The sequence below is a fragment of the Bradyrhizobium sp. MI1.4 genome (genome assembly GCF_055811315.1).
In genome coordinates, this window is record NZ_JBVVPP010000045.1 from 1 (window position 1) to 15,768 (window position 15,768).

Annotated in this window: 23 protein-coding genes; 9 read left to right on the forward strand and 14 right to left on the reverse strand. The window is 61.8% G+C overall.

The window, feature by feature from the left end; genetic code table 11:
- Positions 1-360 precede the first annotated feature (360 nt).
- The gene (locus AC0L23_RS31025; RefSeq protein WP_473357722.1) at positions 361-684 is read right to left on the reverse strand and encodes a hypothetical protein; all 324 of its coding nucleotides are present in this window, start codon (positions 682-684) and stop codon (positions 361-363) included.
- A gap of 38 nt (positions 685-722) precedes the next feature.
- Between AC0L23_RS31025 and AC0L23_RS31030 the strand changes: the two genes are divergently transcribed.
- Positions 723-1,160, forward strand: coding sequence for an Acb2/Tad1 domain-containing protein (locus tag AC0L23_RS31030; RefSeq protein ID WP_085395280.1), 438 nt, complete (start codon positions 723-725; stop codon positions 1,158-1,160).
- A 208-nt stretch (positions 1,161-1,368) separates the two neighbouring features.
- Here the strand turns inward: AC0L23_RS31030 and AC0L23_RS31035 are convergent, their stop codons facing one another.
- On the reverse strand, positions 1,369-1,869 hold the full coding sequence (locus AC0L23_RS31035; RefSeq protein WP_085357207.1) for an imm11 family protein: 501 nt from the start codon (positions 1,867-1,869) through the stop codon (positions 1,369-1,371).
- A gap of 326 nt (positions 1,870-2,195) precedes the next feature.
- Positions 2,196-2,972, reverse strand: a complete 777-nt coding sequence (locus tag AC0L23_RS31040) for a DUF4261 domain-containing protein (RefSeq protein ID WP_085384810.1) — start codon at positions 2,970-2,972, stop codon at positions 2,196-2,198.
- A 475-nt stretch (positions 2,973-3,447) separates the two neighbouring features.
- Between AC0L23_RS31040 and AC0L23_RS31045 the strand changes: the two genes are divergently transcribed.
- Both AC0L23_RS31045 and AC0L23_RS31050 read left to right on the forward strand, forming a co-directional pair.
- A complete protein-coding gene (locus AC0L23_RS31045; RefSeq protein ID WP_018454858.1) occupies positions 3,448-3,648 on the forward strand; it encodes a hypothetical protein in 201 nt (66 codons plus the stop codon).
- Positions 3,645-3,851, forward strand: coding sequence for a hypothetical protein (locus AC0L23_RS31050; protein WP_085361080.1), 207 nt, complete (start codon positions 3,645-3,647; stop codon positions 3,849-3,851). The genes AC0L23_RS31045 and AC0L23_RS31050 overlap by 4 nt, the downstream gene beginning before the upstream one ends.
- Here the strand turns inward: AC0L23_RS31050 and AC0L23_RS31055 are convergent.
- The 6 genes from AC0L23_RS31055 to AC0L23_RS31080 all read right to left on the reverse strand — a co-directional run bounded on the left by AC0L23_RS31055 (position 3,845) and on the right by AC0L23_RS31080 (position 6,262).
- Positions 3,845-4,114, reverse strand: coding sequence for a DUF6894 family protein (locus AC0L23_RS31055; protein ID WP_085361079.1), 270 nt, complete (start codon positions 4,112-4,114; stop codon positions 3,845-3,847). The two genes, AC0L23_RS31050 and AC0L23_RS31055, sit on opposite strands and share 7 nt — an antisense overlap.
- A gap of 167 nt (positions 4,115-4,281) precedes the next feature.
- Entirely contained in the window at positions 4,282-4,530 is a 249-nt protein-coding gene (locus tag AC0L23_RS31060; RefSeq protein WP_085350655.1) for a hypothetical protein, read from the reverse strand.
- Between the two features lie 559 nt (positions 4,531-5,089).
- Positions 5,090-5,266, reverse strand: coding sequence for a hypothetical protein (locus AC0L23_RS31065; protein WP_166517529.1), 177 nt, complete (start codon positions 5,264-5,266; stop codon positions 5,090-5,092).
- A gap of 107 nt (positions 5,267-5,373) precedes the next feature.
- Positions 5,374-5,565, reverse strand: a complete 192-nt coding sequence (locus tag AC0L23_RS31070; protein ID WP_027519295.1) for a hypothetical protein — start codon at positions 5,563-5,565, stop codon at positions 5,374-5,376.
- A 149-nt stretch (positions 5,566-5,714) separates the two neighbouring features.
- Positions 5,715-5,894, reverse strand: coding sequence for a hypothetical protein (locus tag AC0L23_RS31075; RefSeq protein ID WP_085350653.1), 180 nt, complete (start codon positions 5,892-5,894; stop codon positions 5,715-5,717).
- A 152-nt stretch (positions 5,895-6,046) separates the two neighbouring features.
- Complete coding sequence (locus AC0L23_RS31080; protein WP_085384813.1) at positions 6,047-6,262, reverse strand: hypothetical protein; 216 nt, start codon at positions 6,260-6,262, stop codon at positions 6,047-6,049.
- Positions 6,263-6,508: 246 nt separating this feature from the next.
- Between AC0L23_RS31080 and AC0L23_RS31085 the strand changes: the two genes are divergently transcribed.
- Positions 6,509-6,694, forward strand: coding sequence for a hypothetical protein (locus AC0L23_RS31085; RefSeq protein WP_473357723.1), 186 nt, complete (start codon positions 6,509-6,511; stop codon positions 6,692-6,694).
- Positions 6,695-6,963: 269 nt separating this feature from the next.
- Positions 6,964-8,250, forward strand: a complete 1,287-nt coding sequence (locus tag AC0L23_RS31090; protein WP_085384814.1) for an NRAMP family divalent metal transporter — start codon at positions 6,964-6,966, stop codon at positions 8,248-8,250.
- 148 nt (positions 8,251-8,398) lie between these two features.
- Here AC0L23_RS31090 and AC0L23_RS31095 read toward each other — a convergent pair whose 3' ends face one another.
- Positions 8,399-8,587 carry a hypothetical protein gene (locus AC0L23_RS31095; protein WP_085350650.1) on the reverse strand — a complete coding sequence of 63 codons (189 nt, stop codon included), beginning with the start codon at positions 8,585-8,587 and terminating at the stop codon, positions 8,399-8,401.
- 167 nt (positions 8,588-8,754) lie between these two features.
- On the opposite strand from AC0L23_RS31095, the gene AC0L23_RS31100 reads away from it, so the two are divergent.
- A complete protein-coding gene (locus AC0L23_RS31100; RefSeq protein WP_473357724.1) occupies positions 8,755-9,969 on the forward strand; it encodes a mandelate racemase/muconate lactonizing enzyme family protein in 1,215 nt (404 codons plus the stop codon).
- 6 nt (positions 9,970-9,975) lie between these two features.
- Here the strand turns inward: AC0L23_RS31100 and AC0L23_RS31105 are convergent, their stop codons facing one another.
- The 4 genes from AC0L23_RS31105 to rocF all read right to left on the reverse strand — a co-directional run bounded on the left by AC0L23_RS31105 (position 9,976) and on the right by rocF (position 13,313).
- Complete coding sequence (locus tag AC0L23_RS31105) at positions 9,976-10,272, reverse strand: hypothetical protein (protein ID WP_018454872.1); 297 nt, start codon at positions 10,270-10,272, stop codon at positions 9,976-9,978.
- Positions 10,273-10,373: 101 nt separating this feature from the next.
- Positions 10,374-10,916, reverse strand: coding sequence for a c-type cytochrome (locus AC0L23_RS31110; protein ID WP_085395293.1), 543 nt, complete (start codon positions 10,914-10,916; stop codon positions 10,374-10,376).
- Positions 10,903-12,174, reverse strand: a complete 1,272-nt coding sequence (gene soxC / locus AC0L23_RS31115; RefSeq protein ID WP_085395295.1) for a sulfite dehydrogenase — start codon at positions 12,172-12,174, stop codon at positions 10,903-10,905. Before soxC ends, AC0L23_RS31110 begins: the two co-directional genes overlap by 14 nt.
- A 161-nt stretch (positions 12,175-12,335) precedes the next feature.
- Positions 12,336-13,313, reverse strand: a complete 978-nt coding sequence (gene rocF, locus AC0L23_RS31120; RefSeq protein ID WP_026232832.1) for an arginase — start codon at positions 13,311-13,313, stop codon at positions 12,336-12,338.
- 243 nt (positions 13,314-13,556) lie between these two features.
- Here rocF and AC0L23_RS31125 point away from each other — a divergent pair, with 243 nt between their 5' ends.
- From AC0L23_RS31125 to AC0L23_RS31135, 3 genes are all read left to right on the forward strand, one after another.
- Positions 13,557-13,841, forward strand: a complete 285-nt coding sequence (locus AC0L23_RS31125; protein WP_473357725.1) for a hypothetical protein — start codon at positions 13,557-13,559, stop codon at positions 13,839-13,841.
- A 263-nt stretch (positions 13,842-14,104) separates the two neighbouring features.
- Positions 14,105-14,290 carry a hypothetical protein gene (locus AC0L23_RS31130; RefSeq protein ID WP_247789793.1) on the forward strand — a complete coding sequence of 62 codons (186 nt, stop codon included), beginning with the start codon at positions 14,105-14,107 and terminating at the stop codon, positions 14,288-14,290.
- Between the two features lie 465 nt (positions 14,291-14,755).
- The gene (locus AC0L23_RS31135; RefSeq protein ID WP_473357726.1) at positions 14,756-15,739 is read left to right on the forward strand and encodes a DUF3618 domain-containing protein; all 984 of its coding nucleotides are present in this window, start codon (positions 14,756-14,758) and stop codon (positions 15,737-15,739) included.
- The last annotated feature ends 29 nt before the right edge of the window (positions 15,740-15,768 follow it).

Consider the following 15,768-nt stretch of genomic DNA (forward strand, 5'->3'; position numbering starts at 1 on the left):
TGTGGACCCTTATCCCGGGGTCCCGATTGGATGCCGATCACCCCGAAAACGGGGTCCTTATTCCATGCCGAAACACATCGAAGACAAGTATTCGAGCCACGACCACTAAAAAGCCCGGCACCAGCTGCAGTCCACTGCGCAGGCGTCAGATCGAGTCCTTTGTTGATCGGCAACCTCACGGCTATTTTCTTTCCGAGGGCGGTCCCGGTGAGATCCTCGACTGAAGTTGCAGACTAGTGGTTCCTGGCGCTTTCGTCGACCCGATGGCCGCGGTGCGGGCCTATCTCGAGGCGGAAAGGTCTCCTGAGTTCACAAACGAAGTGCAACACTTCCATCTGGAGGTGTTGCCATGGGGCGGACTTACAAACAGCTCTCCTTGACGATCGATGCGAGATTGCCCGCCTTTCGGCCATTGGCAGCTCGGTCGGGCCCGTCTTCCGCGAAGTCGATTGACACGGCCCCGTCGGCGCCCAGTCCCACAGATCCGTCGCGCGGATCGCGAAGCCCGATCGTGGCCGCCGGCCTCGACGAGGCGGCCTTCTCCGGACATTCGATGCGCGCCGGTTTCATCACGTCGTCGTTGGATAATCGCGTCGATCCGCTGCTGGTCAGAAGTAAGTCCGGCCCAAGAAACTCAAAACGCTGGTGATCTACGACCGCCGCGACAACGAGCTCGAAGATCATTTCGGCGGTGACTTCCTCTAACCTCACGAGAGGCAACCATGAACGCGAAGACGAACGCCAAGCCTCCGGAGATGCGGGCCGATCAGGCGCCGCCGGCAGACGCAAGCGAGGCTGTGACCGAGCTGGGCGGCGTCGAACTCAACGACCGCAAGCGCCCGCGCATAGGCGAGATCAGGGCGGCCGAGGCCGCGTTCCTCGATCTGATCGCCTTTCTCGCGCCCAATGGCAACCCGATCCGCGAGTTCGACCTTTCCAAGACCAAGGTCGAAGAAGCCGCCATGTGGGCGTCAAGGGTGTGGTCGCGCAGTAAAGGGGTCGCACCCGTCTGTTCTGGAGGCATCATGTCAAACCTCTATCGATCTGGTATCTCCGCTTCGGCGAGCTTCCTTCGCCAGCATTCCACTCCTTTCAGGGCAGTCGCTGCTACCCTCTCTCAGGGGAAGAGCACTGCAAGAACGCCGTCGACGAAGGCCTGACACTCAGCGTGTGTTTTGAAGGCGCCCTTGTACTTGCCGAACAGGAAAACCGTTCGGCCGTGTCCCTTTCCGAAGAAGTATTGGCCCACGTGCTGGCCGCTACCATCCTTGAGTTCAATGGTTAGGAGGCTCTGGGCTGATTTGAGGTCCGTTTCGGGTAGCTTAATCTGCACGGTATGTGTCCCCAGGATTGAGCTGCCCCGACAGTTTAGTATGGCCTGCACTGACTATGCATCAGACCGGCCGACTTGCAGGCATCCTTCATGTCTTGATCGCATACGACGTCAGCCTCGCTATGAGCCATACGAAAGATATGCGCTTTGCCGACTGCAGCCTCTGTAAAGATCAGCTTGGAGCCAAGCATGGTCAAGTAGACCTTCTTTCCAAATTTGAGGGAGCGAGGATCGTCCTCAGTTCGGATGGTCAAACGCGATTGCGCTTCATCAAGTGCATCAAGGACGCGAACAACATCGCAGATCCAATAGTCCGGGCCATCGTAGCTACCATGCGGCACTCGCACCGTGCATTGCACAAACACAAAGGCCTCCGGATCAAGCCACTCCAATACTGCTTTTGTCCGACCCGAAATGAGCCACCAGCCGTAGTAGGGCTCCAGGTCAATTGGCAAGCTGCCAGCCGATTTATCAAACACGAACCGCGCAGGCGCGGTAGAAGCCGGCAGACGGAATACCCTGTACGGAGGAAGGATACTTTCGTCCTCGAGCCAATCCCCCCTTTGCCTCCCACGCTGTAGTAGGGACCCATTTCGTAAAAGCTGTGGTTTCGCGCTCTGGGTCGTTTCGCAATAGAAACTGCCCTATCCGCGCCCATGACTACGACCCATTGAACATCATGCCCATTGGGGCACGACGAAGAACGGCCATCAACTGCCAACAAAAAAGCCCGCGGCAACCCCCGCGGGCTCGATCCAAATTCATCTCGATCATGCCATTCTGCCAGTGTTTTGCCCGACGTGTCAAATGACGTATCCTGAATGGGACGCGCGCAACTCTCTCCGCGTATCGTTACAGTCAATTATGCCGAACCATCGGTACAGAAAAGAACGGGCAAGCCTTCGAATCGATCGGAGGCCTGATAACGAGCCGAGAAGCGCTCGCGCGAGTCGCGACCAAACGTATCGCCGTCTTTGACCACAAGCCCGTGCTCAACCAGATAGACGGCAAGACCGTCCACCTTATTGACCAGCGTGGGAAGTGTCAGCTTGTGGGTCTCGAACTCGATTTCACGCTCAGCGAATGCTGACAGCCCCATCGTTACCGCTCCGATGCCTGTCTTTGATCGGAACGGCAATATGTCCACCCACAGTGAGGAAGGATAGTCTGGATACGGCGCAAACGATCGGCTGGACATGTCCAACCATAGATCGGCGGATCGTGCGACCTTGCCATTCCATACAACAGCGCAACATTCCGGCACCGTCGCAATCAATGCGCCGATAGCGGCAGTCGTGAGACGAGCGGCGGGCAACGGACGCTGATTTTGGCCAAGCACAGAGACGATCAGATGCCCTCGATGTCGCGCCGCGGCCGCCTTGGCCTGCGGCCATGTCGTGGAAGCGCGCGACCACAAGCCGGGATCGTCAGGAATGGGCGCCGGCATCGACATGACGGCAACAAGCTCGTTGCCACAGCGAATGAGCGGCGAGTTTGCCTGAGCCTGTTGCGCGTCTCCATTCTCTGCAACCTCAGTTGCCAGTTCAGGATGTCGAGCGCGGAGGGCCTTCGCAAGCGCCGCCATGTCCGGCGTTGCCGGCGTGTCCAAAAGGACCAAAGCGAGCAGTGAATTGCTCATCGGCTACCCCGCACAAATTTTGGGAGCGAGATCAGATACACTGCTCTTCGCCCCGAGGTGAATTTTTGCCTTGCTAGAACAAACGCGAACACTGTCAACTCATCCTCTCGCCCGCATCGGGTGGCGAGCCACACGCACGTTGGTCTGAAATCTTCTCGCGCGTGACGATGACATCGGCTTTGCTGCACTGAGCTGGGCAGCGCTCGAGCCGGCGCAGAGACCACACATTCCACGCTGATCATTCGGCGCGTCCCTTCCCGCGCCAGCTCAGCTCGCTTCTGTCCAAAAGTGAACATTGCCTCAACTTGAGTAACCGGCTCAAACCACTGGACCTGCTCTCGCAATTTAATCCACCGACATATCATATGATATGTCTTCTTCTCAGACGACGGCTGTAAGCTTTATCCATTGGCATCTGCCGGTGATGAGAACGCCCAACAGCGCTCCCGCCCCCACGCGAACGAGGGAGACGTGCATGCAGAAGCGACGACGATTCAAGCAGACCACGACACTCGACGAACGGCTCGCCGCGGAGGCCGCGCGGCTGCGCGAGGAGGCGCGCACGCTCGCGCCGGGGCGCCGCCGCGAGATGCTGCTGCGCCAGGCGCGGCAGGACGAGACCGCCATGCATATTGCCGCCTGGCTGCAATCGCCAGGGCTGAGGCCGCCGACATGACCCAGCAATATCGCGCTTACCTGGTCGGCGACAACGGCGTCTTCCGCTCCGCCGAAGCGTTCGAGGCCGCGTCGGATGCGATCGCCCTCACCTTCGCGCAGCAGTTCACGCGGCACGGCAAGGTCGAGGTCTGGCAGCTCGGCCGCAAGATCGCCGTGCTCGAGCCCGAGTCATCCCCGCCCGGCGTTCTCACGCGTCAATGATCGCGTGATGCCGCAGGCGTCCTGAAGGTCTCGATCGCGAACGAGAACTTGACCTGCATCACGGGACCCCTGGCATCGCGAACGTCGATCGCCATTGTCTGCCTGCCGCCCGCGGCAGGCGCGGAGAGGATAGCATCGCGCGCCATGTCCGCGACCGACTTGGCGGCCTCCGCCTGAACGGCGCGCCAGCTGGCCAGCTCCAAGCCTTCCTCGTCGAGCGCTACACCAGTGTCGTCGCGCAGATCGAAATAATATCGGGGCATTGCAGCATCCTTTGCCCTAATAGGTCCGAAGCGGACAAAGGTTTCCGGAAGTCGCGAAAAAATCTATGCGGGATCAATGGGTTCCGGGAACTTCGCGGTTCCCTCCTGCCGCGTTCGTGCCTCTTCAGGAAGCCGAAAGCGACAGGGCCAAACGACATTCGGCCCCCTCACTCCTCCGCAAGCTTCCCGACGATGTAGGCATCCACCGTTTCCGCGAACGAGCGCTGCACGCCCACCGCAGTGCCATGCTGGTCGAGCGCGTCGCGCTGGAGCACGCGCAGGCCACGGCCGCGCATGCACACCGGCGCGGTGTTCAGATATTGATCGATGGCGCCGGTCGCGAGCGGGATGGCCTTCGGGTCGCCCCTTGCGATCAGAAGCCGCAAGAGGCTCTGGCATTCGGCCAAGCCTGGCATGGGATCAGCGCCTCACGCCTGCCGCGATTTCGCCGGCCGCTTGACCGGCTGGGTGTGGGTGCCGAACAGCGCCAGCAAAAACGCGACTTCTTCCTTCGAACCGACCTGGATCATGATGATCTCCTTTTCGCTAGGTTGGTCGGGCGCAACGGGCGGGGCGTTCGAGACAATCGGGTTTCAGCACTGTTTCAGGCGTGTTTCGTCGCGGCGCGCGATGTCCACGCTCGCCTGAAATAGGAACAGCTTCTGGGATCAAAAAGTTATTCGCGCGTCGGTCCGGATGCACGACCGGCGCCCCCCACGGCCTCAGCTCGCCCCCCGGGCTGGGGCCGTTTCTTTTCGACGCCTTAGTTTCGGCTTTGGCTTTGGCTTTGGTCTCGCCTGGGCGTCTCCCAGAACAGCTTGTTGCACTGGGAGCACCGAAAGATGGCCATCGCGCCGTCCGGTGAACTCACCGCGTCGATGAATGTCATGGGTTTGTTGCACGCAGCACAAATTGGCCGCTGCCTGGTGTCTTGATCCGCCATGCGCGCAAACGCGGGAACGGCGGAAGAGGTTTCTATCGTTCTGGAGGTTCAGGGTGCCAGATCTTCGGAACTTGCTGCTGAAGCAGTGAGATCGATGCCGCGATCTGCTCCCGCGAACGGCGCAGCAATTGTCGTGTCGTTTGGCTTGCATCGAGCTGGTGCATTTTCTGCCGGTCGAGATCCGTCTCGAAGTCCTCGCGGGTGAGCATGACAAGCTCCCGTGTTTCTGCCCATTCGCAGAGTACGTCGAGAGACGATTGAGGACCGTTCATAAGTGAACACAGGGCGGGATGCCCGCCTTCGACCCAGCCGGTCTTCAGGGTCCGCGCTTCTGCGTGACGAGGCGCAGCGCGATGCCGTGCTGCCACGCGCGCACCCTCACCGCGGCTTCACTGCGACCAAGTTCGCCCGCGATCTCGTCCGGCCGCCAACCGGCTTCGGCCAACGCCTTCAGCCGCTCGTGCTCTTCCGCTGTCCACTTCTTCAACAACGGGTAGCGTGATTGCATGGTCGGAAGCTGTCTCGCCTTGCGTGATCGGTGCAGGCGACAAGTGAGCGAAACAGGCGAAGTTCCTATCCGACATTCTTATGCGTTGTTTCCATGAGATCTACAGCGCGCCATCCCGCAAGCGGGCCGACCCCGAGGACGTGCCTCGCTCAGATCCAGACGTCCTCGCGGCACGAATCGCACCGATAGATCAGGACCGAGCGTTCGCGCCTCACGTCGAAGATCGAGGTCAGGCAGCGCGTGCCCCTCTCGCATTTGGGGCACGCCGGCCCCGGCTCGTAATATTGATCCGGCCGCGTTGCCGGGCCTGCTTGCTGTTCACTGCTCATCTCATCCCTCGTTGGAGGATTGAGTTCCAAAGTACCAAAGTGTACATTCGTTCCTATCACGCGGGTGGCGCTTGCGGCCTACGACGCCCCATGATCGCGCGCGCGGATCATCGGCTTCGTCCTGAACCATCAAGCGGGTTTGCCCTGAACGATCAAACCGGCTTGCTGTTGGCGGGCTCTCCCCGCAGTTCATCCAGGCTCTCGACGGTGCAGATGCGCGCGGCGCGGCGGGCCAGTTCGTCGTAGTTTTGCGCCACCTTGCGCAGCACGTCCCGCGTCTCGCGATATTCGCAATTGTCCGCCTTGGTGCGAAATTCTTCCGCCCGCATCCGCCAGTACCGCGGAGGGTGCATCCGCTCGGCGCCCATGGGCCCCTCCCCTCGATTGGTCTGTTCGTGTTCGTTAATGGAGAGCGCGTCCAACAGTTCCCGCGCAGATGTTCTGGCCCCGATCACACGTCCAGATTGCGGCCCGCTGGGACAGCATCTCCCTGGATTGGTCGACTTTAGTTCAAATGCAGCAGGGCGGGTTCGCCAGGATGCAATTGGTTCGCGCCATGCTGGACAATGTCCCCTGCGACCAACGCAATCGGGAAAGGGCCGGAGAGATCATCGATGTATTACGTCGCCACCGCGCTGCTGGTACTATCGGGACTGTTCTACTCCGCGAGCCATCACGAGATCGGCTCGTTCGGCGTCACCATGTGCACCTATGGCAGTACGTTCTGCAACAACCCGCTGATCGTCTTTGCCGGCGCCGCGCTGGCCGGCGCCTGGGGCATGTTCGTCAGCATCAAATAGCCCCGACCGCACGCGCTCAGGAGACAAACGTCTCGCCGGTGCGCGGGTTGCGCACTGGCCGGCCATCGCAGTCCGGTCGCGCTCGGAATGCGTGCAAACGCTGCACCGGGTATTCTTCGATGATGCACTTATACAGGTGTTTTGCCCGACGAGTCAAACGAAATTAGCTTTATCAGAAATCAACGAGGCGCGCCCTACCCGCAGCCGGGGAACCTTGTTCCCTCATTAGCATTTGTGAAGGACGCGCCCCGACCGAGACCCCTCCTGCCATGACCGACGATGCCGTCAGCCCCACGAAATCCGCACCGTCGCTGTTGCAGAGGCTGGGGCCGGGTCTCGTCACCGGGGCCGCCGACGACGATCCGTCCGGCATCGCCACCTATTCGCAGGCCGGCGCGCAATTCGGTTACGGACTGCTCTGGACGGTATTTCTGACCACGCCGTTCATGATCGCCATCCAGCTCGTCAGCGCCCGGATCGGCCGCGTCACCGGCAAGGGGCTGGCGGCCAACGTCATGCAGATCGCGCCGCGCTGGGCGGTGCTGTCGCTCGTCGCCATGCTGGTCGCCGCCAACACCTTCAACATTGCCGCCGACATCGCCGCGATGGCGGAGGCGCTCTCGCTGGTGATAGGCGGCCTCAACCACGAGCACGCGCTGATCTTCGCGGCGGGCTCGACCCTGCTGCAGGTGTTCCTGCCCTATCGGCGCTATTCGCCGGTGCTGAAATTCCTCACCTTGGCGCTGTTCGCCTATGTCGCGACCGCCTTCACCGTGAAGATTCCGTGGAGCACGGCGCTGCTCGCGGCGGTGTGGCCGAAGACGAATGTCAGCGCCGACTATTTCATGATGGTCGTCGCCGTGCTCGGCACCACGATCAGCCCGTATTTGTTCTTCTGGCAGGCCTCGCAGGAGGTCGAGGAGATGAACCAGGGCAAGCGCGACAAGCCGCTGCGCGAGCTGAAGCGCGGCGGCAGTCTCGAGCTGGCGCGCATCCGGGCCGACACACTCTCCGGCATGCTGCTCTCCAACGGCATCGCCTTCTTCATCATCCTCACCACCGCCTCGGTGCTGCACGCGAATGGCGTCACCAACATCAACTCGGCGACGGAGGCCGCCGAGGCGCTGCGGCCGCTCGCCGGCGACTTCACCTTCGCCCTGTTCGCGATCGGCATCATCGGCACCGGCCTGCTCGCAATTCCCGTGCTGGCGGGCTCGGCCGCTTACGGCGTGGCGGAGATCTTCGGCTGGCGCGCGACGCTGGAGGCGAAGCCCGACGAGGCGGTCGGCTTCTACACCATCATCGCCGCCGCCACCATCATCGGCTTCGGTCTGGGGTTCACCGGCATCGACTCGATCCACATGCTGGTCTGGAGCGCGGTGCTCAACGGCATCGTGGCCGTTCCGATCATGGCCATGATGATGCTGATCGTCTCGAGCAAGGCGATCATGGGTCGCTTCAAGGGCCGGTCATGGCTCGTCGCGCTGGGCTGGCTCGGCACCGCGTTGATGGCGCTGGCTGTGCTCGCCCTGCTCGGCTCGTCATTGATCGGCTGACTAGCCTTTGCCTTGCGACAAGGCTGCCGAGATCTGCGAGGCGATGACGAGGGCCGCGAACACGGCCGGCACGCTGATGAAGCGCAGGAATTGGTCGATCGAAAGCATCGCTGTCTCCCCCAAGACAAAAACGTATACGCCCGCCGCGCTATTCCACCCCGTGCGCGACGTGCTGATCGGCCGTCAGAAACTGATCTGAAATGGCGGCTCCACTCATCGTGAGCAGCGCCAGGATCGAAATCACAGCCAGAAATCTCATGGCCGGAGGGTCGATCCCGATTGTGGCCAAAAAAGTCAGAGCATGGCGCCTTTTCAGGACGATCCCGGGCAAGATCATGGCTGTCCCCACCAGATTCCCCGCGTTTCTCGATAGAACGTTCGGAAGGGGCTTCCCTGCACACCTCGCCAGGCTTCACTGCGCAAGGCCGTTAGCCTAACAATCGTGGCTGGACCCGGGCTTGCGCCCGCCAAAGAAAAAAGCCCAGCCGGGCAACAGGGAGCGACATGACCAAATCGTCGAAAGCAACAAGTCTCGAAATTCTCGCCTGCGACGCCGGCTGGAGAAACTACCACTTCGTCAAGCTGACGACCGAGGACGGCATCGTCGGCTGGAGCGAGTTCGACGAAGGCTTCGGCTCGCCCGGCGTCGGTGCTGCGATCCAGCGCCTGTCTGCCCGCGTCGTCGGGCAGAACGTTTTCCGGCACGAGCGCATCTACGCCGAGCTGTTCGCGGCCACCCGCCCTGCCGCCGGCGGCGTGGTGGCGCAGGCGCTCGGCGCGATCGAGAATGCGCTGCTCGATGCCAAGGCGAAATGTCTCGGTGTGCCCTGCTACGAACTGCTCGGTGGCAAGGTCCGCGACCGTGTCAGGGTCTATTGGTCGCATTGCGCAACGTGGCGGATCAATCACCCGTCCTGGTACAAGCCGCCGATTGAGAACCTCGACGGCGTCAAGGCAATCGGACGCGAGGTCCGCGAGAAGAAGTTCACCGCGCTCAAGACCAACATCTTCTCCTATGATGACGGCAAACCGACCGGTTGGCGACCGGGCTTCGGCTCGCCCTTCGCTCCCGAGATCAACGTCGATCGCAAAATCCTGCGCGATCTGCGCATGCATCTGGAAGCGATCCGGGACGGTGCAGGCCCCGACGTCGACATGCTGCTTGACTGCAACTTCAACGCCAAGACCGAGGGCTATCTGGAGATCCTGCGCACCATCGCGGACCTCGACATGTTCTGGATCGAGATCGACAGTTTCAATCCGGAAGCGCTCGGTTACATCCGCAGGCAAAGCCCGCATCCGATCTCGTCCTGCGAGACGCTATTGGGCTTGCGGGAATTCCTGCCCTATTTCCGCGAGCAGGCCATGGACGTCGCGATCATCGACACGCCCTGGAACGGCGTCTGGCAGTCGATGAAGATCGCGGCCGCAGCGGAAGCATTCGAGGTCAACGTTGCCCCGCACAATTTCTACGGCCATCTCTGTTCGATGATGAACGCGCATTTCTGCGCCGCCGTGCCGAACCTGCGCATCATGGAGATCGACATCGATCGCCTGGCGTGGGACCGCGAACTGTTCACGCATGAGCCCGACATTCAGAACGGCCATCTGGTCATTCCGGACCGGCCCGGCTGGGGCACCGATCCGAACGAGGAAGCCCTGCGCGCGCATCCGCCGAAGACCACCGGCGGATTGCTCAACTACGGCCGCAAGGGCTAGAGCGTCTTACGGCGTCACTGGATTGACGGTTGGGGACGTCTTCGGCCCCGGCCGCTCCGGCTCGATCGGGGAGTGCGGTTCGGTCGGGAGAATTTTGGCACCTGCGGCCCGCGCGGCTTCACCCGTGGTTGCGTACATCGCAACATGGGCGGGCTGCGTTTTGGCCCGATTCCATGGTCCGTGATCGACGATGAGCATCGCAGCAATCGTCAACGCGGCCACAATCAACGCGATTACGCCGGGATGGCGAAGCGCTGAGGACATGGAGTTTGCGAAGCGATCCGTTGCCATCGTGGAATCCATAGGCTTTTCCTCTCACAGGTTAATGCAATCGCGTCCTGCGAGTTCCGCCCTTGGCCAAGGCAAGTTCCAAGCGGATACGGAACCTGGTCGTCCCAAGGCGCTCAGTGTTTCACATCCGGCCGCGTATCGCCGACGAACCGGTCGCGGTTCGGCATTTTGACAGCCGCAAGCGATTTGGCATCGAGCGTCGCATCCGCCCCCACCAGCCCGTTCAGGTTCAGGATGTAGCCGGACACCGCATAAACCTCTTCATCGCTCAACGATTGCGGCGCGTTCTGCGGCATCGCGCGGCGGATGTAGTCGAACAGCGTCGGCGCATACGGCCAATAGCTGCCGACCGTGCGGACCGGCTTTGGCGTTGCGATCGTGCCCTGCCCACCGACGAGCCGGTCACCCAGCCCGCCCTCGCCCTTGTCGCCATGGCACGATGCACATTGCTGCGCGAACACCTCGCGCCCATGGCTCACCGAGCCCCTTCCCTTCGGCAGATTGCTGCCGTCGCGCCCGATGTCGATATTCCAGCCCGCAATCTCCGCAGCCGTCGCGGGCCGTCCGAGGCCGTACAGGCTTTGTGCTTGCGCTCCGCTTGCGAGCGCACACAGCACGATGACGACAGCAATGCCGCAAGTCTCACGCCAGCGCATTGGTCACCTCGCCGTCAGCCGCGATGCGCCAAGGCCAGATCGCGTTGTTGTGGTAGAAATAGTTCTCGCCGCGCACCGCGAGCAACTCGGAGAGCGTCGGCTGCACATAGCCGGTTTCGTCGATGGCACGGCTCTGGATCACGGCAGGCTTTCCGTCCCACTGCCAGGGCAAGCGAAAGCGTGTCAACGCACGCGTCAGCACCGGCTCCTGCAATTGCGCGCTTTGCCAACTCTTTCCCTCGTCCACGGACATCTCGACGCGCGCGATCTTGCCATGCCCGCTCCAGGCGATGCCCGTGATCTCGTGGAAGCCGGGCGCGCTCAGACGTTGGCCGCCCGAGGGCCGCGTGATGATCGACTTCGCCTCCATGTAGAACGAAAATTCACGCGCGGTGCCGTCCGGCAGCAGGTCTGTGTATTTCGAGGTCTCCTCGCGCGAGTAAACCGGCTCCGCAGTCACATGCAGGCGCCGCAGCCACTTGACACTCATATTGCCCTCGAAGCCCGGCAGGAAGAGCCGCAGCGGATAGCCCTGCTGCGGACGCAGCCGCTCCCCGTTCTGGCTGTAGACCAGCATGGCGTCCTCGAGGCATTTCTCGATCGGGATGCTGCGCGTCAGCGCAGCCGCGTCGGCACCTTCGGCGACGATCCATTTGGCATCCGGCTTCAATCCGGCCTCCTGGAGCACCAGCTTGAGGCTGAGGCCGGTCCATTCTGCACAACTGACCAGACCCACGAGGTCCGACGCGGTCTTGCCGTAAGGCTTGCTGTAGCCGGGATTGCCGGAGCATTCGAGAAAGTGGACGCGCGATTCCGACGGGAAACGCCTGAGATCATCCATTGTAAAAATCAGCGGGCGCTCGACCAGCCCGTGCAGCATCAACCGGTGCTGGGCCGGATCGATGGTCGGAACGCCGCCATGGTGCCGCTCGTAGAACAGTCCGTTGGGCGTGATGATGCCGTCGAGCTCCTGCAATGGCGTACGGCTGGAGGCCGAGATGTACTGCTTGAGCGTCTTCGAGATGTTCTTGACGACGCCCTTCTCGAACGGTGACGGCGCGCCGTAGGGCTGGCTTCCCATCGGTTCGCCGGGCGCCTTCATCCATTCGGGAATGTTGGGTGGAAGGTTGTCGGTCTCGGCGGCAACCGATGCGCGGGCGCCCAGGACGGTACCACCCGCCACCGCAGCACCGCCGCGCAGAAAGCGGCGGCGAGTCGTCCCCGCGGGTTTATCGTCGGCATCGAACGTGCGGCTCATTTGCGGACCCTCGGCTGAAGCGCGACCCACATGAAACATTCTGCGACGAGCATTTGCAATTCGCACCTGTTTCAAAAACAGGCGATTTCCATCTGGACTGATCTAAATCCGGTGGCGGCGACGGCGGTTATCTTCTTCGCAATGCACAAACGGCTCGTCCGTCACTCGCCCGGCGCGATCGCATTGCTCGGGGTCGGCCGGTCGGCGATCTGCTGGCCGAACAGGCTGCCGATCAGTTCGACCGCGGTGCGCGCGGTGCGGCCACGCTCGTCGAGAAACGGATTGAGCTCGACGATGTCGACTGATCCGACCACGCCGGAATCGTGCAGAAGCTCCATGATCAGATGCGCCTCACGATAGGTCGCGCCGCCCGGCACCGTCGTGCCCACTCCGGGTGCGACGCAGGGGTCGAGAAAATCGACATCGAAGCTGACATGCAGCACGCCGTTGCTAGCCCTGACGCGCTCGATGACGCGGCGGATCAGCACGGCGACGCCGAACTCATCGATCTGGCGCATGTCGACAACCCTGATCCGGCGCGTGCGCATCAACTCCTTTTCGAGCTTATCGATTGAGCGCGCGCCGAACAGGTCGAGCCGATCGGGACCGATCGGGGCACGGGGATCATCGCCGAGCAATCCGTCGAGGCCGGGTTCGCCGCACAGGAATGCCGCCGACATGCCGTGCATGTTGGCGGTGATCGTCGTCTCCGGCGTGTTGTAGTCGGCATGTGCATCGAGCCAGAGCACGAACAGCTCGCGTCCGCGCTCCTGCCAGTGACGCGCCATGGCATTCACAGATCCCATCGACAGCGTGTGATCGCCGCCGAGAAAAATCGGCAGCGCGCCGGTTTTTGCGATCTCGTAGCCTCTGCGGCTCAGGACGCGCGTCCAGCGCTGAATTTCGCGGTAGTGATTGGCCTTGTCTGGGGGCCTGTCGGCGAGGTCCCGGAGCTCGGCCACCGAGAGATCGCCATAATCGACGACCTCGAAATCCAGGCTCTCGAGCAGTGTCGCAAGGCCGGCGGTGCGGAGCGCCGCAGGGCCCATCAGGGTACCGCGCTGCGAAGCCCCCATGTCGATGGGAGCGCCGAGCAAGGCGATGCGCCGGGCTCGATCCGTCGTGGTCCGGTCGGTCACAGCTGTCTCCTGAGATCAGCAAGGTTGAGCCAGCCTAACAGAGATTCGCATCCGTCGTTTCACGGGGGGCGGTCCGCGCAGGGGCGCATCATCTCGGAACAAAAGCTTGCGCGCCGAATTGCTCATTCAAGGCCGGTACCCGCCGTAAAACCACGGCGCCTGTCGCGGATAGCCAAAGGTCATCTGACCCGCTGTTCAAAACGAGCGCTCGCGCGGATAGCCAAAGGTATCGGCCTCCGTCACATGATCAGCCTGGAGGTCGCGCGCTTGAGCACGGAGATCCCGCAGTCCACTTCCCATCCGGGCATGGCCGAGCGCGCCATTGATGCCGCGACGGACGTATCCCGCACCATTGGTCAAGTCGCAGGTGGCCTGCATGCGGCCATCGACCGCATGACCTCTGCAATCGACGACGCACGGAAGCCTGGAAATCCCCTCGCGACCGTCGCCGCAATCACGCGCGAAGCACCGCTTGCCAGCCTGTTCGTTGCTTTCCTGTTCGGCGTCGCCGTGGCACGTCGGCGCTAGAAGGACATCAAACTTGCGCCACTTCGGCTTGGCGCCTGAGAGCTTCCGCGCAACGTCTTTAGCGTTGGGAGGCAAATAGCGCTTCTAGGAGTGCCCTTGGCGTACTTTCGGAAAAATACCCAGCAGGCGTGTCCCCGTCGGTCGCCGCAGAACAGGGCGACCTGCAGCGATTGGATCATCATCGCAATGAGAGCCGGACCTCCCCTCACTAAACCCATCCTAATTGTCGCGCGATAGGCAGCGGCATTTTCGAGTGCCGCAGAATGATTGATCCGCACCAGGTGAATACGATTATCTCCACGACCATTTGCGCATTTTTTGCACATCACCCAGACGCAAAAATTGGAATTGAAGAAGCCAAGCTGCTCGCGAAGCAAATTGCGGATGCTCTCAACGAGGCGGGACTGCAGATTTCTGCCCCCGATCCGGCGAGTCCAGAAGCTGACTAGATGCCGCTGGGCGATCGTCCAGAGCTCATGTGCGCCACTCTTCCTGACCGGAGATCGGCTGACGTTCAGCTGGTTCGTTCCTGGCGCTCAGCCAGTAGGATCCTCAATCACAGCTCCGACTCTTTCGATCCTCTTCGGCACCAGAATTGAGCTGCTTATGACAAGAAGGGCTTGCAGTAGCGGTGCACACCACGGACGAAGGTCGACGCCCGGGCCGCACGTGGGGTAGACCATAAGGCCACCTGCGCCCGTTGGCTGATATCTACTCCTATCGCAGCTGCCGCTAATGGCTCCTGAGTTGTATTGCGGTCTCGACTTTGACGAAGATCAGGTCGCGCTCTCGCCCATCCCAAGTGCGCTCTGTGGATCGACTCCACTGCGAAGCGGGTCATAGGAACAATTCAAAAAACCGTGAGTTTGAATACAAGAAATCCGAAAAGCGAGAAAGCGAGAGAGGGTGATGCGATGACGCGGTCCGTGGAGGAATTAAGACGTGAGTCCGAGCGAAGTCGCGCTCAGTTGGCTGCTACGGTCGATCGGCTGAAAGAGCAGGTCTCCGAGACGGCCGAGGACATCCGCCACAAGGTCTCGCCGCAGCATATCAAGTCGGAAGTATCCGACTACGTCACCCATACGACAAAGGGCTGGGTCGACGGACTGAAACAGCAGCTCATGGACAACCCTATGCAGGCAGTGGCCGCCGGGACCGCCGTGGCGATTCCACTTCTACGCTTGGCGCGCGGTGTCCCCTTGCCGCTTTTGATGATCGGTGCCGGCTTGGCGCTCACCTCGAAAACCGTGCGAGACCGCGCCTCCGAGGTTTCCGGCCCTGCGATGGACAAGGCGGGCGAGGTTTTCGAGGACATGGCGGATCGAGCGCGCGCCATGCAAGGCGATCTCAGGGATCAACTATCTTCCGCCCGCAATCAGGCCGTGAGCATGGCCGACGAGGCGCAAGATTCGACTGCCGGTCTCGCGGCGGATTTACGCGCACGGGCCTCCCAGGCCGCCGAGACGATTGGCGAGAAGCTCAAGAGCGGGGTGGATGCGGCGAAGGACAGTGCCTCCGCAGCTAAGGACGCTGCCGGAAGGGCGCCCGAACAAGCTCGCGCGATCATTAGCGATAATGCCGCGCTAATCGCCGGTCTTGGGGTGGCGATCGGAGCCATTATCGCAGCCGCTCTTCCGGAAACCAAGGTTGAAGCCAAGGCCATGAGCCAGGCGAGCGACGGCGTGAAGCGGGCCGCCGCCGAGGCCGCTCAGTCCGGATTTGACGCGGCCAAAGATGCCGCAATGTCGGCAGCCGACGCGGCAACAAGCAGAGTCGCCGAGGCCGGCCTTGGTGAGCATGCCAGCCGCATGACTCAGAACCTCGCTGACTCGCTCAAGACAGCCGCCGACGACGTCGTCGGAGCCGCTTTCAATCCCTCCCGCAATTCCAATACCTGAAGGAACACACCATGAGCGATCTCGACCTG